At 56.7% G+C, this 22,893-nt stretch carries 25 protein-coding genes; 10 read left to right on the forward strand and 15 right to left on the reverse strand.

Going from position 1 to position 22,893, the window contains the following annotated elements; translation table 11 throughout:
- Window positions 1-124 precede the first annotated feature (124 nt).
- Complete coding sequence (locus JN756_RS32180; protein ID WP_201021816.1) at window positions 125-319, reverse strand: hypothetical protein; 195 nt, start codon at window positions 317-319, stop codon at window positions 125-127.
- 327 nt (window positions 320-646) lie between these two features.
- On the opposite strand from JN756_RS32180, the gene JN756_RS04175 reads away from it, so the two are divergent.
- The 8 genes from JN756_RS04175 to JN756_RS04210 all read left to right on the forward strand — a co-directional run bounded on the left by JN756_RS04175 (window position 647) and on the right by JN756_RS04210 (window position 8,388).
- Window positions 647-1,660, forward strand: coding sequence for an iron ABC transporter substrate-binding protein (locus JN756_RS04175; RefSeq protein WP_201021817.1), 1,014 nt, complete (start codon window positions 647-649; stop codon window positions 1,658-1,660).
- Between the two features lie 18 nt (window positions 1,661-1,678).
- On the forward strand, window positions 1,679-3,253 hold the full coding sequence (locus JN756_RS04180; protein WP_082643911.1) for an ABC transporter permease: 1,575 nt from the start codon (window positions 1,679-1,681) through the stop codon (window positions 3,251-3,253).
- Window positions 3,250-4,317: an ABC transporter ATP-binding protein gene (locus tag JN756_RS04185; RefSeq protein ID WP_057005915.1), complete on the forward strand. Its 1,068-nt coding sequence runs from the start codon at window positions 3,250-3,252 to the stop codon at window positions 4,315-4,317. Before JN756_RS04180 ends, JN756_RS04185 begins: the two co-directional genes overlap by 4 nt.
- 57 nt (window positions 4,318-4,374) lie before the next feature.
- Window positions 4,375-5,139: a COG4705 family protein gene (locus JN756_RS04190; protein WP_057005916.1), complete on the forward strand. Its 765-nt coding sequence runs from the start codon at window positions 4,375-4,377 to the stop codon at window positions 5,137-5,139.
- Window positions 5,140-5,162: 23 nt separating this feature from the next.
- Window positions 5,163-5,585, forward strand: coding sequence for a hypothetical protein (locus JN756_RS04195; RefSeq protein WP_201021818.1), 423 nt, complete (start codon window positions 5,163-5,165; stop codon window positions 5,583-5,585).
- A 79-nt stretch (window positions 5,586-5,664) separates the two neighbouring features.
- Entirely contained in the window at window positions 5,665-6,330 is a 666-nt protein-coding gene (locus tag JN756_RS04200) for a response regulator transcription factor (RefSeq protein WP_057005918.1), read from the forward strand.
- Window positions 6,306-7,652 carry an ATP-binding protein gene (locus tag JN756_RS04205; RefSeq protein WP_201021819.1) on the forward strand — a complete coding sequence of 449 codons (1,347 nt, stop codon included), beginning with the start codon at window positions 6,306-6,308 and terminating at the stop codon, window positions 7,650-7,652. The genes JN756_RS04200 and JN756_RS04205 overlap by 25 nt, the downstream gene beginning before the upstream one ends.
- A gap of 550 nt (window positions 7,653-8,202) precedes the next feature.
- Entirely contained in the window at window positions 8,203-8,388 is a 186-nt protein-coding gene (locus JN756_RS04210; protein WP_201021820.1) for a DUF3606 domain-containing protein, read from the forward strand.
- Window positions 8,389-9,219: 831 nt separating this feature from the next.
- On the opposite strand, the gene JN756_RS04215 is transcribed toward JN756_RS04210, so the two are convergent.
- Window positions 9,220-9,885, reverse strand: coding sequence for a DsbA family protein (locus tag JN756_RS04215; RefSeq protein WP_201021821.1), 666 nt, complete (start codon window positions 9,883-9,885; stop codon window positions 9,220-9,222).
- Window positions 9,886-10,227: 342 nt separating this feature from the next.
- Here JN756_RS04215 and JN756_RS04220 point away from each other — a divergent pair, with 342 nt between their 5' ends.
- Both JN756_RS04220 and JN756_RS04225 read left to right on the forward strand, forming a co-directional pair.
- Entirely contained in the window at window positions 10,228-11,205 is a 978-nt protein-coding gene (locus JN756_RS04220) for an IS5 family transposase (RefSeq protein WP_033902000.1), read from the forward strand.
- 366 nt (window positions 11,206-11,571) lie between these two features.
- Window positions 11,572-12,342: a hypothetical protein gene (locus JN756_RS04225; protein ID WP_201021822.1), complete on the forward strand. Its 771-nt coding sequence runs from the start codon at window positions 11,572-11,574 to the stop codon at window positions 12,340-12,342.
- Window positions 12,343-12,353: 11 nt separating this feature from the next.
- Here JN756_RS04225 and JN756_RS04230 read toward each other — a convergent pair whose 3' ends face one another.
- From JN756_RS04230 to JN756_RS04290, 13 genes are all read right to left on the reverse strand, one after another.
- Entirely contained in the window at window positions 12,354-12,737 is a 384-nt protein-coding gene (locus JN756_RS04230) for a hypothetical protein (RefSeq protein ID WP_201021823.1), read from the reverse strand.
- Between the two features lie 92 nt (window positions 12,738-12,829).
- On the reverse strand, window positions 12,830-13,129 hold the full coding sequence (locus JN756_RS04235; protein WP_201021824.1) for a hypothetical protein: 300 nt from the start codon (window positions 13,127-13,129) through the stop codon (window positions 12,830-12,832).
- A complete protein-coding gene (locus tag JN756_RS04240) occupies window positions 13,126-15,936 on the reverse strand; it encodes a conjugative transfer ATPase (protein ID WP_442966387.1) in 2,811 nt (936 codons plus the stop codon). The genes JN756_RS04235 and JN756_RS04240 overlap by 4 nt, the downstream gene beginning before the upstream one ends.
- A 155-nt stretch (window positions 15,937-16,091) precedes the next feature.
- A complete protein-coding gene (locus JN756_RS04245; RefSeq protein WP_201021826.1) occupies window positions 16,092-16,535 on the reverse strand; it encodes a TIGR03751 family conjugal transfer lipoprotein in 444 nt (147 codons plus the stop codon).
- Complete coding sequence (locus JN756_RS04250; RefSeq protein ID WP_201021827.1) at window positions 16,513-18,000, reverse strand: TIGR03752 family integrating conjugative element protein; 1,488 nt, start codon at window positions 17,998-18,000, stop codon at window positions 16,513-16,515. The genes JN756_RS04245 and JN756_RS04250 overlap by 23 nt, the downstream gene beginning before the upstream one ends.
- Entirely contained in the window at window positions 17,990-18,889 is a 900-nt protein-coding gene (locus JN756_RS04255) for a TIGR03749 family integrating conjugative element protein (protein WP_201021828.1), read from the reverse strand. The genes JN756_RS04250 and JN756_RS04255 overlap by 11 nt, the downstream gene beginning before the upstream one ends.
- Window positions 18,889-19,542, reverse strand: a complete 654-nt coding sequence (locus JN756_RS04260) for a PFL_4703 family integrating conjugative element protein (RefSeq protein WP_201021829.1) — start codon at window positions 19,540-19,542, stop codon at window positions 18,889-18,891. Before JN756_RS04260 ends, JN756_RS04255 begins: the two co-directional genes overlap by 1 nt.
- A complete protein-coding gene (locus tag JN756_RS04265) occupies window positions 19,539-19,919 on the reverse strand; it encodes a TIGR03750 family conjugal transfer protein (RefSeq protein ID WP_201021830.1) in 381 nt (126 codons plus the stop codon). Before JN756_RS04265 ends, JN756_RS04260 begins: the two co-directional genes overlap by 4 nt.
- A 12-nt stretch (window positions 19,920-19,931) precedes the next feature.
- Window positions 19,932-20,270 carry a TIGR03745 family integrating conjugative element membrane protein gene (locus JN756_RS04270; protein ID WP_201021831.1) on the reverse strand — a complete coding sequence of 113 codons (339 nt, stop codon included), beginning with the start codon at window positions 20,268-20,270 and terminating at the stop codon, window positions 19,932-19,934.
- An 18-nt stretch (window positions 20,271-20,288) separates the two neighbouring features.
- On the reverse strand, window positions 20,289-20,528 hold the full coding sequence (locus JN756_RS04275; protein WP_201021832.1) for a TIGR03758 family integrating conjugative element protein: 240 nt from the start codon (window positions 20,526-20,528) through the stop codon (window positions 20,289-20,291).
- The gene (locus tag JN756_RS04280) at window positions 20,525-20,833 is read right to left on the reverse strand and encodes an integrative conjugative element protein, RAQPRD family (protein WP_236255132.1); all 309 of its coding nucleotides are present in this window, start codon (window positions 20,831-20,833) and stop codon (window positions 20,525-20,527) included. The genes JN756_RS04275 and JN756_RS04280 overlap by 4 nt, the downstream gene beginning before the upstream one ends.
- A gap of 158 nt (window positions 20,834-20,991) precedes the next feature.
- Window positions 20,992-21,303 carry a hypothetical protein gene (locus JN756_RS04285; protein ID WP_201021834.1) on the reverse strand — a complete coding sequence of 104 codons (312 nt, stop codon included), beginning with the start codon at window positions 21,301-21,303 and terminating at the stop codon, window positions 20,992-20,994.
- Between the two features lie 75 nt (window positions 21,304-21,378).
- The gene (locus JN756_RS04290; protein WP_201021836.1) at window positions 21,379-22,854 is read right to left on the reverse strand and encodes a UvrD-helicase domain-containing protein; all 1,476 of its coding nucleotides are present in this window, start codon (window positions 22,852-22,854) and stop codon (window positions 21,379-21,381) included.
- Between the last annotated feature and the right edge of the window lie 39 nt (window positions 22,855-22,893).

A 22,893-nucleotide genomic window follows, 5' to 3' on the forward strand; every position in this document is an offset into this window, starting at 1 on the left:
TGCCGATGCCTAACGAGTTGTACCCCAGCAGGCTTTGCAGTAGGTCATAGTCGTTGACACCTGGGTGCCAGCGGCGTTTATCCAGCTCCCGGCGAATCGCTTCGGCATAGCGCACCAACCAGACCTATTCCAGCGAACAGCTCAGGCTGTAGGCATCGGGCACAATCACCAACTGCCCCAGGCTCACCAGCCTATGGCGCAGGTGGCGGTTCAACACATCAAAATGATCAGAATGTTGCGGGCTGATGCCAATGCCCATCAAGCGGGATTTCAAGCTGTGGTAGTCGGTGGTGCGGTCGTTGATATAGCCCTGCGCCATGCCCTGAGTCCCTGAATGCAATGAAGATGGCTTCGGAATATATGCAAGCGAATACGCCTCGGACATCAGCTCGGAGGGTTTGAATTACATTTGGGAAGTTGCCTACAGCCAAGAGAATAAGCGCCGACAGAATAGCCACCTCCCATAGTTCTAACCGCGTCGCCTGATAAGCCCAATCACATTTGTTAACCGTTTATTTGACGTTTTTTTCTCATTCACGGCTCTAAATTCGCCGCGCTTCAACATGCAAATGATTCCTATTGGTCGAGTCTCAATGGACCACCCACGGGCTTCCCGTGCATCCATAAAAACCGGAGCATTCAACGTATGGCTTCCCGTCTACCGTCTTTCCTCACTAAAGCCCTGCTCGCCACCGCATTGGTGGGCGCCGGGCAAGTGTATGCCGCCGAAACACCCGGCATCGTGGTGTACAACGCCCAGCACGAAAGCCTGACCAAGGCCTGGGTTGAGGGCTTCACCCAGGAAACCGGGATTCCGGTAACCATCCGCAATGGCGACGACACCGAGATGGGCAACCAGCTCGTGCAGGAAGGTGCAGCCTCGCCGGCCGACGTGTTCCTCACCGAAAACTCCCCGGCCATGGTGCTGGTGGACAATGCCGGGCTGTTCGCGCCAGTAGCACCGAGCACGTTGGAACAAGTCGACGCCGCGTACCGCCCGGCCCACGGCAAGTGGCTGGGCATCGCCGCACGTTCGACGGTGTTTGTGTACAACCCGAGCAAACTCAAAGAAGCCGACCTGCCAAAGTCCTTGCTTGATTTGTCCACGCCAAGCTGGAAAGGCCGTTGGGCTGCCTCACCGGCCGGTGCCGACTTCCAGGCCATCGTCGCCGCCGTGCTGGAGCTCAAGGGCGAGGCCGCGACCCTCGACTGGCTCAAGGCAATGAAAGCCAACGCGAGCATCTACCGTGGCAACAGCGCCGTGCTCAAAGCCGTCAACGCCGGCCAGGTCGACAGCGGCGTGATTTATCACTATTACAGCTTCGTCGACCAATCCAAGACCGGCGAAAACAGCAAAAACACTCAACTGCACTACTTCAAGCACCAGGATCCGGGCGCGTTTGTGAGCATTTCCGGTGGTGGTGTATTGGCTTCCAGCAAGCACAAGGAACAGGCCCAGGCCTTCCTGAAGTGGATCACCGGCAAAGACGGCCAGGCGGTCCTCAAGGACGGTAATTCGTTCGAATACGCGGTCGGCCAGAACGCCACATCCAACCCCAAGCTGACCCCACTGGCGCAATTGGACGCACCTAAGGTCGACGCGTCGAAGCTCAACAGCAAAAAGGCTGTCGAGCTGATGACCCAAGCCGGACTGCTCTGATTGCTGCCTGAATCGTCGATCCCCGGCATCGCCCACGCGCAGCCACGCAAACGCCCCCACGGACTGTTCAAAAGCCGTGGGGGCACGTGGATCACCAGTTTGTCGGTCCTGGTTTCGTTGTTGGCGTTGCTGCCGATTGCGTTTGTGATCGGCGTGTCCTGGCAAATCGGCTGGGCACAGATCGAAGCGTTGGTGTGGCGCCCACGCGTCGGTGAACTGCTGGTCAACACCGTGTTGCTGGTCCTGTTCACCCTGCCGTTGTGCGTGGCGCTGGGCATTGCACTGGCGTGGTTGACCGAGCGCAGCAATCTGCCGGGGCGCCGCGCCTGGTCGTTGTTGGCGGTCGCGCCGCTGGCGGTGCCGGCGTTTGTACACAGTTACGCGTGGGTCAGCCTGGTGCCGTCGATCCACGGCTTACCGGCCGGTGTGCTGGTGTCAGTGATTGCCTATTTCCCCTTTCTGTACCTGCCGGTGGCGGCGACCCTGCGCCGGCTTGATCCTGCGATTGAAGACGTGGCCGAATCCCTGGGCCTCAAGCCCTGGGCGGTGTTCTGGCGGGTGGTGTTGCCCCAGTTGCGCCTGGCGATCTGCGGCGGCGCGCTGCTGGTCGGCCTGCATCTGCTGGCCGAATACGGCCTGTACGCGATGATCCGCTTCGACACCTTCACCACGGCGATTTTCGATCAGTTCAAATCCACCTTTAATGGCCCGGCGGCGAATATGCTGGCGGCCGTGTTAGCCCTGTGTTGCCTGGCGATGCTCACCGCTGAGGCCTCGGCACGTGGCCATGCACGCTATGCGCGGGTCGGTTCCGGCAGCGCCCGTGAGCAGCGCATCGTCAGGCTGAGCCCCCTCCTCACCGTGCTCGCCCTCGGTTTGCAAGCCGTGACCTGTGTGTTGGCCCTGGGCGTGCCGCTGTTCACCCTGGGCAAATGGTTGATCGCCGGGGGCCGCGAGGTCTGGCAATTCAGCGAGTTGCTGCCGGCGCTGGAACAAACCGTACTGTTGGGTATTGCCGGCGCCGTGCTGACCACCTGCGCGGCGGTGCCGATCGCCTGGCTGTCGATTCGCGCACCGGGCCGCTTGCAGCGCATCCTGGAAAGCTGCAACTACATCACCAGTTCGTTACCCGGCATTGTCGTGGCACTGGCGCTGGTCACGGTGACCATCCACTTTGCCCGGCCGATCTACCAGACCACGATCACCGTGCTGCTCGCCTACCTGCTGATGTTCCTGCCACGGGCGCTGGTCAGCCTGCGGGCGGGTATCGCCCAGGCCCCGGTGGAGCTGGAAAACATGGCGCGCAGCCTGGGCCGCTCGCCGGGCCGGGCACTGTGGCTGATCACAATGCGCCTGGCGGCGCCAGCTGCCGCAGCGGGCGCGGCGCTGGTGTTCCTCGCGATCACCAACGAACTGACCGCCACCCTGTTGCTGGCGCCGAACGGTACGCGCACCCTGGCCACCGGGTTCTGGGCGATGACCAGCGAAATCGACTACGCCGCAGCGGCGCCCTACGCGTTGATCATGATTCTGCTCTCACTGCCGTTGACCGGCCTCCTCTACCACCAATCCAAACGCACGGCCGGCCGATGAACGCCCTCGAACTCACCGCACTCTGCAAAACCTTCGGCACCCAACAGGCCTTGGCCGACGTCAGCCTGGCGGTGCCCAACGGCAGCCGCATGGTGATCGTCGGGCCTTCCGGCTCCGGCAAGACCACCTTGCTGCGGATGATTGCTGGCTTCGAGTTTCCCGACAGCGGCAGCCTGACCCTGAACGGCCAGGTGCTGGTTGACGCCACCCACGCCGTACCAGCGCACCAACGCCAGATCGGCTATGTGCCGCAGGACGGCGCGCTGTTCCCGCACATGACCGTGGCCGACAACATCGGTTTCGGGCTGGCGGCCAAACATACCTCGCGACACGCACGCATCGCCGAACTGATGGACAGCGTGGCCCTCGACGCCAACATGGCCCGGCGTTGGCCCCACGAGCTGTCGGGCGGCCAGCAGCAACGGGTGGCGCTGGCGCGGGCGTTGGCTCAACAGCCCCGGTTGATGCTGCTGGATGAGCCGTTTTCCGCGCTGGACACCGGCCTGCGCTCGGCCATGCGCAAGATGGTCGCGCGGTTGTTGAGCGACGCGGGCATCACCACGATCCTGGTCACCCATGATCAAAGCGAGGCGCTGTCGTTCGCCGACCAGTTGGCGGTGATGCGCCAGGGGCGCCTGGTGCAGTCGGGCCGTCCAATGGACTTGTACCAGTACCCCGCCGATGAGCAGACCGCGTTGTTTCTCGGTGAAGCCGTGGTCATGCCCGCCAGGATCGAAGCCGGTTGGGCCCACTGCGCACTGGGTCGCGTGCCGGTCGACAGCCAGGCCAACCAAGGTACGACACGGATCATGCTGCGTCCGGAGCAACTGCTGCTGAGTAGCACCGAGGGTTCCGGCTGCCGCGGCGTGGTCACCGAACGCGAATTCGGCGGCAATACCTGCACCCTGACCGTGGCGTTGCAAGCGGATGAGGACGTGCCCGGCCAAGCCATCCCGGTGCGCAGCTCGGGCCTGCAAGCGCCAAACGTGGGGAGCGTGGTACACCTCACCACGGTGGGCCTGGCCCATGTGCTGAAAAAAACCGCGGCCCTCAGTCTCAGCTAAGTGTCGGGGCCTACCTTCTCTCCTGCGCCCACCGCGCAGTCGAGAAGAGGTAACCCGATGAATGCCACAGCAGCCCGTTGGCTGAACAAAGTACCCGAGGTGACGCTGTCATTCTGGGTGATCAAAATCCTGTCCACCACCGTGGGCGAAACCGGCGCGGATTACCTCGCCGTCGATGCCGGCTTCGGCGCTGGCTGGACCAGCTTCGGCATGGCCGTGCTGCTGGGGTGCGCGTTGTTCTGGCAGCTGCGCACCAAGGCCTACACCCCGTGGATCTACTGGTTGACCGTGGTGCTGGTGAGCATCGTGGGCACGCAGATCACCGACATCCTCACCGACAAACTCGACGTGAGCCTGTACACCAGCACGGCGATTTTCTCGGTGCTGCTGGGTCTCAACTTCATAGCCTGGTTCCGTACCGAACGCAGCCTGTCGATCCGCGCCATCGTCACCCCGCGCCGTGAATGGTTCTACTGGACCACGGTGCTCTGCACCTTTGCCCTCGGCACCGCCGCCGGCGACCTGGCCACCGAAGCGCTGGGCCTGGGCTTTACCCTCGGAGCCGTGATCTTCGCCGGCCTGATCGCCGCCGCCCTGCTGGCCTGGCGCCTGGGCGTCAACAGCGTGCTGACCTTCTGGATCGCCTACATCCTCACCCGGCCGTTCGGCGCCTCCCTCGGCGACCTGCTGACCCAAGCCAAGACCTATGGTGGCCTGGGCATGGGCGCCAGTTGGACCAGCGCACTGTTCCTCTGCGTCATTGTCCTGCTGGTCGCCGTGGCGCAATTAAGCGTCGGCAACCGCAAAACCATCGCCCAATAAAGACTCAACTCAAGGAACCCCTCATGCGCCCCGTGCAAAACCTGATCCGCCGCGTCGCCATCGTTTCAGCGATCTTCATGCTGAGCATCGCCACCGGCTGCTCCAAACCCGCCGATAAGCCCAAGGACAGCACCGGCCCAGCGACCAGCCAACACCAGGCATCGAAACTGGGCGATCTGTCCGAATTCCGAAACATCGCGGTGGACGTATCGGCCCTCGTCGCCAAGAACGACCTGCCTGCCGCCAAAGCCCGGATCAAAGACCTGGAAACCAGCTGGGACGCAGCCGAAGCCGGGATCAAGCCCCGCGCCGCCAGTGACTGGCATGTGCTGGATAAAGCCATCGACCGCGCGCTGGATGCCTTGCGCGCAGGCAGCCCGAACCAGGCCGACTGCAAAGCCTCGATGGACGACATGCTCAAGGCCTTTGACTCGATGAAAGGCTAAGACCAGACAAACATCGGCCCAGGTGCTTCAATACACACGCGACGACACTCTCGTCGCGTCGGTTTTTTAGGGAAGCGACATGCGGATACTGCTGGTCGAAGACGACCCCATGATTGGCGATGCGATCCAGCGTGCGCTCAGCGACGCAAGCTACGCCGCCGACTGGGTCAAGAACGGCCTCACGGCCCTGGCTGCCCTCGACACCCACTCCTACGACCTGGTGCTGTTGGACCTCGGCCTGCCCGGCAAGGACGGCCTGCAAGTGCTGGACATCATCCGCGCCGGCAACAACCCGGTGCCGCTGCTGATCATCACCGCCCGTGACAGCCTCGATGACCGCCTGCGCGGCCTCGATGGCGGTGCCGACGACTACGTACTCAAGCCTTTCGACATGCCCGAACTGCTCGCCCGCATGCGCGCCGTGCTGCGCCGCAAAGGCGGCAGCGCCTCGTCGTTGCTCGGCAACGGCGTGGTATCGCTGGACCTGCTCTCCAAAGAAGCCAGCACCGAAGCGCTGCATGGCGTGGCCCTTTCCAGCCGTGAATTTGCGCTGTTGCAGGCGTTGCTGATCCGCCCGGGAGCCATCCTGTCGCGCAGCGAATTGGAAGACCGTCTGTACGGCTGGGGTAATGAGGTCGAAAGCAACGCCATCGAGTTCTTGATTCACGCCTTGCGGCGCAAGTTGGGAAGTCACGTGATCAAGAACGTCAGGGGCATGGGATGGATGGTTTCAAAAAACGTTTGAGTGAGTCGGTGCAACTGCGCCTGTCGGTGACGCTGTCCCTGGCGATTCTGTTGGTGGCGCTGCTGGCCAGTGTATTTGCCTTCGTCTCGGCGTTCGAGGAAGCCCACGAACAACAGGACGCCACCTTGCGCCAGGTGGCCATGCTGTTCGACCGCCAGCAGATGACGCTGCACTACCCCCAGGGCCAGGCCATTGACGACGATGAAGAATCGCGGGTGATCATCCAGCACCTGGGTGATGGCCGCCACGCCACGGGCAACAACGACGAGGCGTTGCCACTGCCGTTTCCCACCACGCTCGCCGATGGCCTCGCCACGGTTGAAGTGGCCGGCGAAGCCTTTCGTGTGCTGGTGCACACCACCTCCCACGGCGAGCGCATTGCCGTGGCCCAGGAACAGGACGTCCGCGACAAGGACGCCCGCGAAAGCGCCTGGCGCAGCCTGTTGCCGTTCCTGATCCTGTTCCCCGTGCTGTTACTGGTGGTGGGCGACTTGGTGCGCAAACTGTTTCGTCCCATCGGCATGCTGGCCGCCGAAATCGACCAGCGCGCCGAACAAGAACTGCACCCGATTGATGAGCAGCACCTGCCGACGGAAGTGCGTCCGTTCGTGGTCGCCATCAATCGACTGTTGGCCCGCGTTGGCCAGTCCATGGACAGCCAGCGCCGCTTTGTAGCCGATGCCGCCCATGAGCTGCGCTCGCCGATGACCGCCTTGTCCCTGCAAGCGGAACGCCTTGCGGACACTGACTTGTCACCCGCCAGCCGCGAGCGTTTTTTGCCGTTATCCCGGGGCATCGAGCGCGGCCGCAAACTCATCGACCAACTGTTGGCGCTGGCGGCGGCACAGTCGCCGTCAGTGCGGGTACAGGACCCTCTCTCGGTGCATGGCATCTATCGACAGGTACTCGAAGACTTATTGCCCCTGGCCGAGCGCAAGCAGATCGATATCGGTGTCGACAGCACCGAGGACGTACAGGTGGTGTTCAACGCGCTGGACCTGTTCACCCTGGTGAAAAACCTGGTGGACAATGCCATTCGCTATACCCCGGAGGGCGGGCGCATAGACCTCTCGGTGACCCAGACCCCAGGCGCCGTACTGCTGCACATCAAGGACTCCGGCCCCGGCATTGCCACAGAGGAACAGGCGCGGGTGTTCGACCCCTTCTACCGAAGCCTGGGCACCGACGAGGCCGGCTCCGGGCTGGGCCTGTCGATCGTCAAGGCGATTGCCGAGCGCAGCGGCGCACGGGTGCAGTTGTCGTTCAGCGATACCCAAGCGCAACGTGGCCTGTGCGTGACGGTTTGGCTGCAAGCGCTGTAAGCACCTGCGCCGAACAAAGACAATCTTCCGTCCACAAGCACATTTCAAAAATGCCAGGGTTTGAGGGCGCACTTGGGAATCAAAAGAGGTAATTCTCGATAATCAGCGCGATGAATACGATCCATGCCATCGCCAACATACTAGTAACAGCAATCCATCGCTCGCCCATGACTTCGATTCCGTTATGTACATCTGTTTAGTGGAGAGTAGCTAGGTCCCTAATTAGGTGTCTGTAGGAAATTGACCATGGGGCCTAGGATAATCAGTTGCGTCTCGATTTATGCAGCAGGACATGATAGCCATGAATATTGGGTGATCACTTCCAAAGTTCGTAATTTCCCAATCGGCTTCAGGTCCTGGCGATTTCAATTTTCACCATCATGTAGCCGATTCCCAAACGATGTTCTGTCCGTACGATCAACTTCACCGATCGCCAGGATCAAAGACGACCGATCAAAGACTTTTAAAAGTAGCTCAGAAAACCTCAGCGCTCTTCGTGTGCACAGACTACACTGACAGAGCACTCTTGAATTCTGACAAGGAAAGTCCAATGAAAAAGCAAAAGTCTGTGGCTAACACCGACGCACTAATAATCAACATAAACGACGGTTTCGAGCTAAGTTTTTGGGCCGTGAAGTTCGGGGTAACTAAAGATGAGATCAGGGCTGCCGTCCGCCAAGCGGGGAATTCACTTACGGCAGTAAAGCGCCATTTCGCTCTCTCCCAACACGCCTGACCATCCAAGACTAAGATCGATAGACGTGAATGCGCCTCTAAACAGACTTTAGTTGCGCATCAGCAATGCCACTCACTAGCACAGTGAGGACTCTGCGTTACCAAGACGACAGACAGCACCGAAACAAACTCAGCGTTATCAGCTAAGTATGACCTATCACGCTCAGGAACAGCGGCAAGCTGTGGCGTCCGTGATGTTCTGAGTATCGAGAGAAAACGTGCTCGCTACGTTGGCCAAAGGAAATGTTCTTTTGCACCAACATAAGGCACCAGTCCCATGGGACTATTTTTCGGACGCCAAAAACCACAAACCCCTGAATTTCCCTAGGAAAATCATGGGCTTGTTTTTTTTAGTTTGGCGGTGAAAAAGAGATTCGAACCCGCATCACTTCAGACGCACACCGAATCCCGTACAGCACCCACGCAATGACCGGTTTTGGCCGATTCTGTTGAAAAAGTCGGTCTGCCCAAACTGCTTGATCATCGACTGGTGAAAACGCCTTTTTTGCACGCTGCTACGTAAAATCCGAGCCCGGAAGCCTCTGCCAAAAGTAAAGATTTCAATCTCGGACGCGTACTTTTCTGATGCGCCAACCATGGCAGACTGTTTTCAACAGAATCGACCGTTCTCTGCCGATCGTCTCGCTGGCACTCACTGATTGTGTCTTCGAGGCACAGCCTGTGAGCGACAATAGGGCCAGCGCGGACGCGGCCAAAGTAATGCGAGCTTTCAGCATGGTTCGTTCCTTCATTACACTCCGGCCAACCCGGTGTGCTCCTACTGACCTAGCCCTGCACAATGGCGAGGCGTGGGTGAACCTGGGCGGCTGATTCATTGAACAGTCGACTTTTTCAGGGGCTGTTGTTGTTTTTTTTGAGCTAGCCAATCAATGGCCGACAGCAAAGTCACACCATCAGCGGGACCTTCAAGTTTTATTGTTCTACCCGTCATGTTGTCTTTGATTATCACAGTGGGCGTTGCGGTAATCCCAGTTCTGCTCGCTTCTTTTGCTTGTTGGGTAATGTTCATGGCGCTCTGTTTGTCATTTACCGCACAGGCCACCAGGTCTTGGTAATCAACTCCATCGACATCCAGATGACCAGTGAAACCCTGACCGTTGCTGCGGGTGCGTTCAAAGGTCTGGTCGATGGTTTGCCAGAAAGCGATTGCACCACCTAGCTTTCCCGCGCATTCGGCGAGCCTTGCTTCATGTACAGCGGCCGCACCGTGAAAATCCAATGGCAGGTGGTGCCACTGCAGGTTTACATCCTTTTGTTGCTGTACCCATGCCTTTAGTATCGGCGTATACGTCTTGCAGTAGGGGCATTCCAGGTCCGCAAACTCTGTCACAGTCCAACGAGCATCGGGTGAGCCGTATACCCAAGGACCTGTGTGATTAGTTGTTTTCATCTCGTTTCGCAGGAGTGCAAAACAGGCCAGCGATACGCCAGCCAAAAGACACCCAAGAATTACCCGTCGTTTGCGAGGAGGTGTCATACCCGAGCCTCTGCTAACTCCGATGACAGAACGGGTTCACAAACCTCTAAGGTTTGTAGGGGGGCCTCCAGGCGGATGACGTGCTCACCTTGGCCTGTCGGCTTCGGATATTGACTGTCAATGATTAGCATCAACTCCAGCCCTGGTGCGAGCTGGGGGCGGTAGTTTTTAAGTGCAGAGAGGGCCATGAGGCAGTACCTGATAGAGAACGGAGGTACAGAAGAAGCGATTGAGGGCACGACGTCATCAGGAAATCATTACTGGGTAGCTAAGGAAACTCTGAAAAAGACTTCCAAATCTGGTGAGATACGGCTGTCCCACGAACTGAACGGTTGAGCCCCGATGAAGCAAATGTCTTTCGCTGATGCCGAGTACGCAGGCAAACGTAAGCAGACCCGCCGTGAGCGTTTCCTGATTGAGATGGATCAGGTCGTGCCCTGGAAAGGCCTGATTGCGTTGATCGAGCCGCATTATCCGAAGGGTGAAGGCGGTCGTCCGGCGTATCCGTTGATGGCCATGCTGCGGGTTCATCTGATGCAAAACTGGTTCGGCTACAGCGATCCGGCGATGGAAGAGTCCCTCTACGAAACCACGATTCTGCGCCAGTTTGCCGGGCTGCATTTGGATCGGATTCCGGATGAAACCACGATCCTCAACTTCCGCCGGCTGTTGGAAAAACATGAGCTGGCCGGTGGGATTTTGCAGGTCATCAACGGCTATTTGGGCGACCGAGGTTTGCTGCTGCGTCAGGGAACTGTGGTCGATGCGACGATCATTCATGCGCCCAGTTCGACCAAGAACAAGGACGGTAAACGCGACCCCGAAATGCACCAGACAAAGAAAGGAAATCAGTACTATTTCGGGATGAAATCGCACATCGGTGTCGATGTTGAATCCGGTCTGGTACATAGCGTGGTGGGCACGGCGGCGAATGTGGCGGACGTGACTCAGGTCGATCAGTTGCTGCATGGCGAGGAAACTTACGTCTCTGGCGATGCCGGTTACACCGGCGTGGAGAAGCGTGCGGAGCATCAACATCGCCAGATGATCTGGTCGATCGCAGCGCGCCCCAGCAGCTATAAGAAGCATGCAAAAAAGAGCCTGATCGGTCGCATGCGCCGCAAAATCGAATACGCGAAAGCTCAAGTCCGGGCCAAGGTTGAGCATCCATTCAGGGTGATCAAGCGCCAGTTTGGTTATACGAAAGTCCGCTTCCGAGGCTTGGTGAAAAACACCGCGCAGCAGACCACACTGTTTGCCTTATCGAACCTGTGGATGATGCGAAAACGACTGTTGAATGCAGGCGAGGTGCGCCTGTGATGTGGACAATGAGCCCTGAAAAGGTGCTATTCCGCAAAAAACAGTGAACTGACAGGAGGAAAGGTCTGATTTTCGATTAAGTCGGTGTTTTTTGAACCTCAGACAGCGAGGCCGTTAAAAACGGCTGCTTACTTCAGACCTTCCCTAAGTATTTGTTTTTAAACCGACGACAGTCCTCGGAGATTTTGGGCTACGACTTATCGAGCAGGCGCCAGTACTGAATCGTTTTTGGCTGCGCTCAAAAGCTTGATCAGTATGGGAGGTGACGATCGAGGACAACGATATTATTCAGAAACCGCCAGATGTAGGTGTTTTAGGGGCGGAACAGTTTATATTGCCGTTTTAGTCACGTGCATGGGCTCACACATGGCAGCAAGAGGTTGTATTTCGGGGCGTGAATATTCTGTAGAGAATATTTTTGACGATGCAATTTACCCTCGCATGAAGGAAGAACCATTGCTGAATGCACAGGACGAACTGGTCGTGCCTGTGAGAAAAGCTGGCGCACCGCATTTTCGCCGCATGGGTAAAGCTTCTTTTGGTAAGCGAATCGGGCGGACTGAAAATAATCCGACTCATAACGAATGCGTTCGTGCACTTCACGAACAATTATCTGATGCCGACGTGGCAAGGGTCTCGATTTCAACCTATCTCTTTTCAGACGGTGCACGTGAAGAACAGGTCATTTTTTCTACGCTTCCTGGAAGCGATTACCGGTGGTTCATGGAGGCTAACGCGAGGATTGCGTTCGAGAATGACACTTACATTCAGCCAGATCTCGGTGGTAGAGACGCCAGTCGTTTTTTTCCAAGAGCTAGTTGTCCCAATATTATTATCGAAGTAATTCGTACTCACGAGCCCGATGAGGAGACTTTTAAACGCCTTTACGAGTTATCTCGGACCAACACACTCGTAGTTTTTTACGTCATCGGAGAGGGCAGCCGAGGCGGTAAATTGAATAATTTTCGTAGGAACGGCGCAGAGTTAACACTCCGTGTTTCCCACTACCTTATCGCTGGCCAGCCTTACTTGAATGGAGTAGCAGTTAAAGCCCTCGGCGAAGACGAAACGCTAGGGCATTGGCACAAATATCTAACAAATAGCTACTTCAAAAAGGCGAAAGAGTCCGCGTCATGACCACGGTCAGATCATGTCAAAGGCTTCAATATTGATAAGGCGTTGTTAATTATGCCCGCTATCTCCTTTTGTCGTTGGTCTTTCCCTAGCCAGTACCCACGTCGCTCAGCTAAAGACATGACTAATTCAATGTTCTTACTCTCGATAGCTACCTTGAGGTAGTTATCTACAAGCTGACCATAATAAGTGAATAGAATTTTTTCTGAAGCAGAGATTGCCTCTGATTCGCTTCTGTACGTCCCAAGGCCTGATAAGTTCTCGATTTGAAACGACCAGTCGTCACTGCAAATAAAGTCGGGGTGTTGGTATTCGGCCGCTTTCTTGGCGAAATCGACTGTTCGCCCTATATCGATGAAGGGGAATCGAGGGTGTTTTTTTATTGAGGACGAATGCATTTTCTGCTCCTGTTGAAAAAATTGCTCAACCCTTGAATTGATCCTCAACAGTCGAGAAAAAACTGGAGTTGCTCATCGTTTTCTATAGCGCATCAGGTTTGAGGTTCAGCCACAGACTTCGAAGATAGAAGCGCTTGCTTACGCAAGGCTCCAAGAAGCGCGCTTTCAGCGCTCTCGGGTTGTGGGTGCTGTCGAAGCCAGTCGGCTAATACCGTTTGAAGCTGTGACTCGATGTCTCGACGATCCACCGCACGTACCAAGACCTGCTGCAGCTCCTCGATCAGTACGGGAGCACAAACCTCTAGGGTCTGCAGAGCCTCTTCCCCTGGCTGTTCAAGCAACTGGGTCAAACTTTCAATCAGGTTCTGGGTCAGGGAATTCAATGCTCTCATGCTTGGCGCTCCAAGGCCGTAACTTGCTCGGGGAAAGTGATGATGTGCGGTTCGATACCGCGATGACGGTCTAATGTTGCAGCGACTTCAATGGCGGCATCGAGTTCGTTGCAGCCTTTGGCTTGCATGATGTCGAAGCGTTGTTTTTTCTCCTCTGGCTCTGTCATGGCTAGGGCCAGGTATAAACTGGGGGGCACCGCCCGGAACAACATCTCCATGCTTTTGGACAGCACCACGCCTTCGGTGAATTTGCCGCTTTCTTTACGCGCTGACAGCATCATCGACTTTTGCGCCGGGGTCAGTTCACGAAAACGTGCGATTTTCTCCACCTCGTCCGGGGGCATGTTCAAGCACATCCACCATTCGATCATGTTGAGCAAAGCCGATGCCTCCGGCGGCACGTCGTCGACGTTTTGGGTAGCCATCCAGAACCAGGCCCCGAGTTTTCGCCACATTTTGGTGATCTTGACGGAGTAGGGGGATAGCAGCGGCACCTTCAACTGGATGTGGCCTTCATCGGTGAAGAAGACCAGAGGGCGGCCTTTGAATTGGTCGCGTTCTGCGATGTTATTCACTGTGTTGAGCAGGGAAATGTAGGAGATGGCCATCTGTGCGCTGTACCCTTCTCGGGCGTAGGTGGCCAGGTCAACAATGGTGATGTCCGCCTCTGGCCAGGGCGTACCTGGCCGGTTGAACATATCGCCTTCGGTGCCCATGCAGAACATGGATAAGGCTTCCGCCATCTCCAGAAAGCGTGCGCTTCGAGCTGCCGGGATACCCGGCTCTAGTCCCGTTTCTCGCAAGGCTTCGCGGATATCTTCGGGAAGCACGATTCGTTGTTCGACCATACATTTTTTCGCTGCGTTGAGAATGCACTGGCGGATGGCGCTACGGTCAGCCCGTGTAAGGCGGGCGTCTTCTTTTTCTTCACCACCGGTGATCATCAACCTGGCCGTAATTTCCATCTCGCCCAGGATGTCGCGTTGTTCATCCTCGGTCTGGCTAGCAAGGTGCTCGTCCGAGGCCTCAAGATCATCAGCCTTGAGGATCTTCACGTTATGGCTGGGCTCGATGAGTTTTACTGCATCAGCAAACGGGGCCAGGCTGACGCCAGATCCAGGGGCCAATCGAACACGGTTTACCGTCAACCCCAGCTTGCTGGCGAAGTCACCTAGCAAGCCAAAGCTATTACCGGCTTCAACAATGAACAGACGTGGCCGGTAGACTGCAATGAGTTGGGTGAGAAGGCTGGTAGCGCTGGCTGACTTACCTGAACCGGTAGGACCAAAAATGAAAAGATGCGCGTTCATCTGACGGTCCAGCTTGTTCAGTGGATCGAAGGTTATAGGCGCTCCCCCACGGTTAAATAGTGTGATACCCGGATGTCCGGTTCCGGTCGACCTTCCCCAGACGGGTGCCAGATTTGCAATATGCTGAGCGAACGTCAGTTGCGCGTACCACTCCAGTGCCTTGCGTGCGTTGGGATCGAAGTTGCCAGGCAGCCATCTGAGGTATGAGTTGAGCGGTGCAACTTCATCCCGAGGTTCCACGGGTTCCATGCCAGCACCCAGTAATGCACTGCTGAGTTGCAAACTGCGTTCCTGTAGCTGTGCATCGTCTTTCCCACGCAAGAAAAACGCTACGCTACCTCGGTACAACTTGTGCTTGCGGCCGAGTAGCTGGCGGGCTGTGGCGACGTCCTCACGGGTAAGGATCGATGCCTGAGTGTCTCCAACAGCCTTTCGCGACAGCTGCTCCAGATGCCCTTCGAGAATGTCCTGCGGTGTGATCACGAGGGTGATACAGAGAATGGTGTCTTCTGGCATTTTGTCGAAAAGCGCGTTGAGAGCATCACCGCCCTTGCGTGTTTCACCAGTCAGATGACCCGTCATTGGAGCGTCGCGCAGACGATCGAGCATCACCACACGGTGCGGAAGGCCATCGAAGTACCACAAGCCTTTCTCGACGTTTGACTGCGGTTCGCGGTAACACAAGTTCTGCGAGAAGTCGGTTCCGCTGGCCAGCGGTAAATCGCCCTCCTCCGCGGCCGGGACCTGTTTGCATACAAGGTCATAGAAACGTCGAATATCAGCATCGGCTGGGCCGAGATGATCTGGGCGTGGGTTGAACCAATGAATCAACCAATGACGAATGGCGTGGCCATCCATGCGATGCGTTTTAATGCCGGCGTTCGCCAGGCCACCCACTAGGCGATCACAAATGATTTTAAGGTAAGGGCCAGGGGCTTGGCCGCGCACGTCTGCTTGCGCACCCTGGGTGCGGCGGTACACCACCAGGCGTACGCGACGTTGCTGGCCCCTCCAGGGGAGTTGGCTAACCTTGGTGTCTTCAAAAAGCCCGCCGGGTTTGGAAATAGCTTCCAAGTGCTGCTTCATTAACTGCAAGTAAAGCTCGGTGAAGGCGCTACCTCGTGCGCGAGGCTGAATGTAGTCGTGCAATTGCTGCAGGTAATTGTCCCAGCTGGTTTCGTCTTGGGCGTAGAGCTGGACTACCCAAGGGGAGGTTTCCAGCTCGTCAAACGAGTCCTGCAGAGCGTTTTCCAGAGCATCCCGGGCTTTACGCAACCACTCCGGATCTCGACCTTCTGTGCCGATCGGGGTCAGTTCAAAGAAAGCAGCACGCGACACTCCGTCCTCCAGCAACATGGCTTTTTCGCCAGGTAGGTAGTCGACCCAGGGTAAGAGGTCAACGAATGAGGGGTTCACCTCATACATGCGGTCGACGTCAGCAGTTGTGGCTGGCTTTTTCTTGGGATTACGCCAGTCGCTCGGTGACGGAATACCCATGGCGGCTAGACGTTCGTAATAGCGTTCCGTCGCAGCCTCAAAAGTCTCGGTTGCTGATGGCTTTGCCTCGATAGACTCGGTCCCGATGGATAAGAGGTCAGGCTCGACACGGTCGGATGCACTACGTGCTTTGAAGAGTCGTTCAAAGAGCCTCATCAATATGCCTCCGTGCGTTCGCCAGGCATGGCGTACTGTACGCGCTGATAAAGGGGAAACACGGTGGTGTAGCCTGGGATCGGTGCTGGATCAGAGCCCGCCAGGTGGGGAAACACATACATGACCAGATCCGGATTGGGCAGGCGTTTGAACTGGCTGTAGATCTCGTTTTGAGCCGTGCGCGTGAATTTAGCATTGTCGTCCAGTGCCTCCGCCTGATTGGGTTGCAAAGGTCTGCGTAGGTCCTGACGGGCATCGAGCAACTGACGGCTGCTCGTGCTGCTGCTTGAACCACTGGATCCTTGATCCCAAACGTCCATCATCGTGCTGTCCCCATGGGGGAGCAGTTCGTCCTTGTTGGTGGAGCAGCCAGCCCCAAGAAGTGCGATCACCAGGTAGGTCCCAATTATCAAGGCATGATTAATCAAGCGCAGTCGAGGCATGACGGGCTCCTGAGCGATAGTCGACCTTGCGGCCATTGAGTTCGTAGTCGATGGTCAGCTGTTGGTCCAGGTGTACGGCGACTTTGGCACCGGGTTGCACGTACACCGCAGCGAAGGCTTGGCCGTAAAGTTTGTTTACCCAACTGGAGACATCGTTGACACCCTGGCCAATGATTTTGCCCATGGCCTCACTTCCAGACATCCCAACGGTGCCCACGGTGCCGGTCTGGGTATTCACGAATGAGCTGCTGTTACCATTCGACTTAATTAGGGACGCGGCGCCGGCGCCGGCAGCGGTAATAAGCACCTGAGAACCGATGTATTGCGATGCGTTGCTTTTCCGATCACCACTGATGCAGGGAATGCCATAAGCATCGCTGATCCAGCCCAGACCTCCCTGGATGGCGGTTTGGTTGCCATTGTTCTGGTTGTTGGTTTGACTGCCATTTGTTTCTTCTTGCGGTTGTGGCAGCGTGCGAACAGTGCCGTCGTTGAAGACAAAGGTCAGGCTTTTGATCTGCCCGCGAACGCAGGACAGGGTCCAATCTCCGGAGGCCGTTCCGCTGGCCACCGCGCCTGCAACATCGGGCAGGTCAATACCGTTAGCCGTGAGATTGTCTGGGCCGATTAGTACCTTGAAGGGATAGGGGTCATTGACCGTGCCGTCGATGGGCACCCTGCCAATCAGCGCGGACATGGCTACGGAGCCCATTAATGTCGAGTTCTGCGGCAGGGTGTAGACCTTGTGCACCTGTTTGCGGGCCTCCTGCGGCGAGATTTCGTTGGCGACGGTTTGGGCTCCCGTGCGCAGCGCATTTTGACCTCGGTCCACGGACTCGCCAAAGGACGTCGGAAAGTTGAACCCACTGGCTGTTTGATTTGAGCCAGCAGCGATGGGTTTGCCGTTGATGTCGACTGGCGTCGCGTCCTGTGGCTCTATCCAAACTACGTCCGCCCCAGGTGCGCCTTTGAAGCTTTGACCGTCCCCTGGCTGAACGCCGAATCCGATCGGCAGATCCGATCCAGACTGATTGCCACTGCCCGATTTGCTGCTCAGGGTATTGTATTGCTGCTGCAGCGTATCCAGGATTGTTTGGCTCTGCTGTTGCGACTCTTGCTTCAGCGTTTGCTGAACATTTTGCAATTTGCTGTCGACGTTAAGATCGATGGACTGCAGGCGTTTTTGCAGCTCAATGTTCTGTTGCTTGAGCTCGTCATTTGTCTTCAGTGCATTGGAGACTTGGTCTTTGAGCTGGCGGCTTTCCGCAACAATGGTCCGCAATGTGTCGCTGGGTGTATCACCATCAACCCCCAGTTTTTTTGCTTCACCCGCACTGAGTTCAAGAACTCCAGGTTCTTGAGCCTGTTGCTTGCCATTGCCTCCACTTACCATCTTGACCACAACAAAGATTGCCAGGATCGAGAACGGGATCACCAAGAATTTAATCAGGGGATTATTCTTCATGGCGACCTCCCTTTGGATCGATCTGGCTCACGGCTGCCGGCAACAACGACTCGGCTAGACCATGGCCACGGGTTACCAGGTAGACCGTTGTGGTGTCGCTGGCATCCCCCTTGGCGCCCAGGTACGGATGCTGGAAGGTAGCGCTTACAAAATCGCCCATTAAGTCCCGAGGGTCCAAGCTAAGGTGCTGGGTGCTCGTGTTGCGGAGCTTCACCGCCGTCACCCAGTAGTCGTCCAGTCGCCACGATCCCAGTTCGGACGCTTCGACCGTTAACGTCGGCAGGAGCGTGGTTAGGTCAGCATCTCGCTTGAGATTCACCTGGGCAATGCCTACTACAGGCTCAACTGTGCGCAGGGGGGCATATAACATCTGGGCGGCATAGCGTGTGAGGACCACTGGCAATGGCGTTTCACGTCGCGGCGCTGGTGGGTCTTCCTCTACGTCCTGTGTGGTGGCTTGTACCGTGGGAGCCAAAGCGTGGCTGCTCGTAGGTTTGGAGTTCACTTGCCCGTATCGTATTGAAGGATTCTCGCCGGCAACGATCTTTGCCGGCTCGAATGCAACCTGATTTGGTTTCCCTGGGGTTGCGATGATATCCACCAGCATAATCTCGCCGGAGCTCATGTTCTGCAGCTGCAAGCGGCTTGGTTCGATCGGCTCTTTGGCCAACAAATAGAGCGCGCCGCCCGTGCTCTGTACGCGCAGTTTGTCGACCAGGTTACGAGGCACACCGACTCGAACATTCTGGTCAACAAAGACAATGCGTTCCTGGCCGACGATCAAGGGAAGCGCCAACGGAATTCGGTCCCACCGAAGTATTTCAACCGCGTTGGTCAGCCCGCTGAAGCTGAGAGCCAGTAGACCGAAAAATAGCAGTCGACGAGCCATCATTTGCCCCCAGATTTGATAGTGTCTACGGTGACCTCAATACGTTGAGGGTTGCCGCTGTAGCAGTCCCAAGCGAGGCCGAAGGGGTTTTTTTCGGGGTCGATATCCGAGCGGATGATGTGCAGAGGGTAGCGGGCCAATGCTCTTTTCACGCGCTCGCCGCCGTAATGCTCATCGGCAGTAATATCTAGGTTGACGGTCCAGTCGTTGATGCTGTTCTGCTCGATATGTTGCTCGGACTTATCGTCAATGCCTCTTCCGGGGATCTCAAAAACACCCCGTTCACGTTTGCGCAACTCGCCACTGTTGCGCCGTAGCTCAAAATCCTTCTGTAAATAGGCTTTGCAGCTGGGCGTCAGGTAACCCCCTAGGCGAGTGATGTTGTCCTGATAGTCGGTTTCACCGTCAACGGGCCAGCGGTTCATCTGTTGGAAGATATACAGCCCAAAGGCATACACAGACTCTGGTGGGATGTCCCACCACTGACGGGTACTGCCCGAGCGAAGGTCTGGCGGCACGTGGATGGTCAAGTCGCGCGGCGCGCTCTGCCAGCCATAAGCCATGTAGAGACCCAGGATAATCAGCAGGCCGATCACAAGGCGCAGGCTGTTTATATGGGCCAGTTGTGCATCAACTTTCTTCCGATAGGTCATTTAACCTCCGTTCTACGGCAAGTCCATGCACCAGTGCGCGTGATCAGATGGACTTTGTTCCAGGTCGGAAAATATCGAGCGATGCTCAACTGCATCTGGCGGTACAGCCAGGTGTCTGGTCGACCGCGTTTCCAGCGGCGCAAAAATCGGCTTGCAAGCGTGAGCCCGAGAACCGCGCAAAGCATGGCGGCGGCGATGATCAGCGCCCATATCTGGGTCAGAATCGCCGCTGGGATGCCGAGGACAAGCCCTGCTGCGATACTGATGCCCAGCGTTGCCCACATTTCGTCAGCGGTAAGACCGCCCATGATCACGGGCTGATTGTTCAGCCGCACTGGAAGGAATATCAGGGTTCCATCGTCAGAGAGTTCTGTCATGGCCTAGGCTCGTTAAAGAATATTGGTTGCCTTGGTGACCAGAAATATGGCGACACCTAGGATGGCGACGCCCACAGCGGCCGTTGCACCGAGGTCCATCCATTTCTTTTTGCCGTGCTGGATCTCGTGGTAGGTGCCAAAGGCGTGCCAGGCCACCCCGCTGAAAATGACGGCGCAGATGATGAGGCCGAGCAGAGAAAATCCGTCGAAGGCATAGTTCTGCATTGTCTGCATCAAGTTAGAGCCTTCACCACGAGTGGGAGGTTGAGACTGGGGCAGTGCCGCCATGGCCAACTGAGGAAGCGTAAGAATGCCGATCAGCAAGCGGCGTGGCTGTAGGCGCGAGGTCATGATGAATCTCCGATAAAGTCAACTGAGAACAAACGTGGTCAAGATCATGCAAAGCAGCAGGATGCGAACAACCGAGGTCGATGCGATCGTGCGGTCAAGGTTTCCGGTGGCCCATCCTCGGTAGCAGCTCCAGAGAGCCCATGCGCCCCACAAAAATATGATGGCCACCGCAAAGCCAATGAAGAACAGGTTGCTAGACGAAGCAGGGAACCCCGCAGCCGCCTGAAAGGCAGACGCCTGAGCGCCGCTCATGCTCATGGCTTGCGTCCTTCCTTTGTGTATTGGCCCGAAAGCTCAACAGTATCCCGAGGCTGGGCTCGGCTTGGGGTCAGGTAACTCTCAAGGCCGTGGCGAATTCGAGCGATATCACCTGCCAACCGCTGATAATCGAAGAAGTAACGCTTGCCTGGTTCGTCGGCTACTTGGGCGCTCCGGCGCGCCGTGTCCTCCAGAGCATTTAACTGACGGATCATCACGTCCAGGTTGGCCTGTTCGGAGGCGGAAGCGGCTGCTGACTGAGAAGCGGGCAGGCCGCATCCTAAAAGTCCGATGAGGGCTGGCAAAGCAAGTCGGCGAGTGAGTGCAGTGCGGCGCGGGTACTGAGTCACGGCTGGGCTCTGGTAATTCCTGATGCCATCAGCTTGCCGTTTTCATCAACGCGCGCGCCGCAAGAAAACCATATTCAGAGCTTGAAGGATTTCTTCAGGTGGTACTGACACCATCAATCACTGGAGATGTGGCGTTTGAAGAAAAGCAGATAGCCCGTGGGCAAGGCGATGCCGTAGGCCCAGCCCTGGGCATTTTGATTGCCGATTTTGACCTCGCCCCTCACTACTGGTTGAACGCTGACCAGCTCCCAGCCCTCTTGGCCAAGTTGAGTAAGGCGTTGTGAATTCCCGGAACTCTGTAGAAACCCCTGAATATCTGGCTCAGTCGTAGGTTCTTCGGATTTGAAAATCAGGAGTTTTTTTGTTCGGATGATGTAGTCCAGCGGTGCGAACTCGGTATGGTATTCAAATTTCTGACGGATCATGGCGACGTCCTCAGTGTGCGGAGCCACTAGGGTTTCAGTTCTCTGCGCGTGCCAGCAATCTGAAATAGTTTGTTGCTAAGCAGGCGATTTCTGAGGTTGGGTTGGAGACGTCCGAGCATCGACATAGCGCTGCATGATAGAAATGACCATTGAGTTCAACGCCAAAATTTTCATTCCTCGCGTCACAGCCACATAAAACAAATTCAACTCGTCATCTCGACGTCCACGGTCAATATCAGGCGACAGCGGATCAGCGCTGAAGTCGTCATACAGGCTGACAAAGTCCCATTCCAGCCCCTTGGCCTTATGCCCTGTCGTTAGCGTGATCGTGGCATCCAACTCATTGTCGACTGATCGAGCGCGTAGTGTCTGGATCCGCTCAGGCAAGTCCGGATAGGCTGCAATGATTTTGATTGAGCGCAGCATCTCCGTGTCTTGGCTCACCTCGGCAATTTCCACGTACTGTGAAAAGTCTCGGTAATCCCGCAATAGCTTGCGGTTCTGGACCTCTTTATTGCGGTTGCGGCTGAACATGTACAGGTCTTCCAGGTCGCGCAGCGAGTAGCTGTCGATTCCTCCTACCCAGAAGATCTTGGGTTTGATCGCGACCAAGAATAGGGCATTCTCGATAACGCCAGTAACGGTGCGATGTATAAACGTGCGATGCGGTAGATCTTCAGGCAGAGCCCGTTTAACCAGGGTGTTGGGACCTAACCCCTGCAGCTTTCGTGTCTCCCCCTTGTAGAAGAGGATGATGTTGGCCACGTGAGCGACCGCAGGGCCGAAACGAAAGCTCTGGGTCAAGTAATGACGTTCGGCACCGGCCATCCAATCGCTGTTGAGCGCATCCTCGGCTCCGCGGAAGCGATAGATCTGCTGATGGGGATCGCCGACTGTCACCTTGCGGATCCGTTGTGTTTTTACCAAGTCGGCAATAACCGGGTTCACGTCTTGTCCATCATCCAGAAGGATGGCGTTAAATCGTTCGCTCAGGTCAGGCTTACTCAGTTGATACAGCTTCAGGTAACCGTCGTGTGTAATCGAAATGCCGGTGTCTTGCAGATCGATCATCCGTTTCCAGACGATCCTTGCCATGCTCAGAGCATTGTTCAAGAACCGTTCCTGTGCGCTGGTGAGCATTCGTTGTTCCTGGAACCTGGGGAAATGCCCCCGGCCCAGCTCGTCGTCGGCGCTGGCCATGAAGTTGTTCAGCGTACTGAGGACGTCTCGTACCAGCTCCCAATCCTGGGTATTGATGGCCCTGGCAATATCAGTGAGTCGCAAATTGTTGGTTTGTTTAGCGGCGTACTGACTGCCGTAGACCGCGTAGGCAAGACCATGTGCTGTCTTGCAAACCACATTGCGAGGGAAGCGGCCCTTGGCCGCGAGCTCGACGGATTTGTTGTAGCAGAGGTACAGCATTTTCACCGAGGTGTGATGGGTGGCGTAGCCAACCAGTGTTGTGGTTTTGCCTGTGCCGGCAAAGGCCTGGACCAGCAGCTTGTCAGCTGTTGAATGGATAATGGGCTGCTGTTCTTGAGTCCATTGCATGGAGGGCTCGTCGGGTAGCCCCAGATCATTGCTGATCCA

This window comes from Pseudomonas sp. Y39-6 (assembly GCF_023651955.1).
GTDB lineage: Bacteria > Pseudomonadota > Gammaproteobacteria > Pseudomonadales > Pseudomonadaceae > Aquipseudomonas > Aquipseudomonas veronii.

Coding starts and splice junctions, on each gene's coding strand:
- JN756_RS32180 (WP_201021816.1), bottom strand. CDS start 319: ATGGCGCAGGGCTATATCAACGACCGCACCACCGACTACCACAGCTTG.
- JN756_RS04175 (WP_201021817.1), top strand. CDS start 647: ATGGCTTCCCGTCTACCGTCTTTCCTCACTAAAGCCCTGCTCGCCACC.
- JN756_RS04185 (WP_057005915.1), top strand. CDS start 3,250: ATGAACGCCCTCGAACTCACCGCACTCTGCAAAACCTTCGGCACCCAA.
- JN756_RS04190 (WP_057005916.1), top strand. CDS start 4,375: ATGAATGCCACAGCAGCCCGTTGGCTGAACAAAGTACCCGAGGTGACG.
- JN756_RS04195 (WP_201021818.1), top strand. CDS start 5,163: ATGCGCCCCGTGCAAAACCTGATCCGCCGCGTCGCCATCGTTTCAGCG.
- JN756_RS04200 (WP_057005918.1), top strand. CDS start 5,665: ATGCGGATACTGCTGGTCGAAGACGACCCCATGATTGGCGATGCGATC.
- JN756_RS04205 (WP_201021819.1), top strand. CDS start 6,306: ATGGATGGTTTCAAAAAACGTTTGAGTGAGTCGGTGCAACTGCGCCTG.
- JN756_RS04210 (WP_201021820.1), top strand. CDS start 8,203: ATGAAAAAGCAAAAGTCTGTGGCTAACACCGACGCACTAATAATCAAC.
- JN756_RS04215 (WP_201021821.1), bottom strand. CDS start 9,885: ATGACACCTCCTCGCAAACGACGGGTAATTCTTGGGTGTCTTTTGGCT.
- JN756_RS04220 (WP_033902000.1), top strand. CDS start 10,228: ATGAAGCAAATGTCTTTCGCTGATGCCGAGTACGCAGGCAAACGTAAG.
- JN756_RS04225 (WP_201021822.1), top strand. CDS start 11,572: ATGGCAGCAAGAGGTTGTATTTCGGGGCGTGAATATTCTGTAGAGAAT.
- JN756_RS04230 (WP_201021823.1), bottom strand. CDS start 12,737: ATGCATTCGTCCTCAATAAAAAAACACCCTCGATTCCCCTTCATCGAT.
- JN756_RS04235 (WP_201021824.1), bottom strand. CDS start 13,129: ATGAGAGCATTGAATTCCCTGACCCAGAACCTGATTGAAAGTTTGACC.
- JN756_RS04240 (WP_442966387.1), bottom strand. CDS start 15,936: ATGGGTATTCCGTCACCGAGCGACTGGCGTAATCCCAAGAAAAAGCCA.
- JN756_RS04245 (WP_201021826.1), bottom strand. CDS start 16,535: ATGCCTCGACTGCGCTTGATTAATCATGCCTTGATAATTGGGACCTAC.
- JN756_RS04250 (WP_201021827.1), bottom strand. CDS start 18,000: ATGAAGAATAATCCCCTGATTAAATTCTTGGTGATCCCGTTCTCGATC.
- JN756_RS04255 (WP_201021828.1), bottom strand. CDS start 18,889: ATGGCTCGTCGACTGCTATTTTTCGGTCTACTGGCTCTCAGCTTCAGC.
- JN756_RS04260 (WP_201021829.1), bottom strand. CDS start 19,542: ATGACCTATCGGAAGAAAGTTGATGCACAACTGGCCCATATAAACAGC.
- JN756_RS04265 (WP_201021830.1), bottom strand. CDS start 19,919: ATGACAGAACTCTCTGACGATGGAACCCTGATATTCCTTCCAGTGCGG.
- JN756_RS04270 (WP_201021831.1), bottom strand. CDS start 20,270: ATGACCTCGCGCCTACAGCCACGCCGCTTGCTGATCGGCATTCTTACG.
- JN756_RS04275 (WP_201021832.1), bottom strand. CDS start 20,528: ATGAGCATGAGCGGCGCTCAGGCGTCTGCCTTTCAGGCGGCTGCGGGG.
- JN756_RS04285 (WP_201021834.1), bottom strand. CDS start 21,303: ATGATCCGTCAGAAATTTGAATACCATACCGAGTTCGCACCGCTGGAC.
- JN756_RS04290 (WP_201021836.1), bottom strand. CDS start 22,854: ATGCAATGGACTCAAGAACAGCAGCCCATTATCCATTCAACAGCTGAC.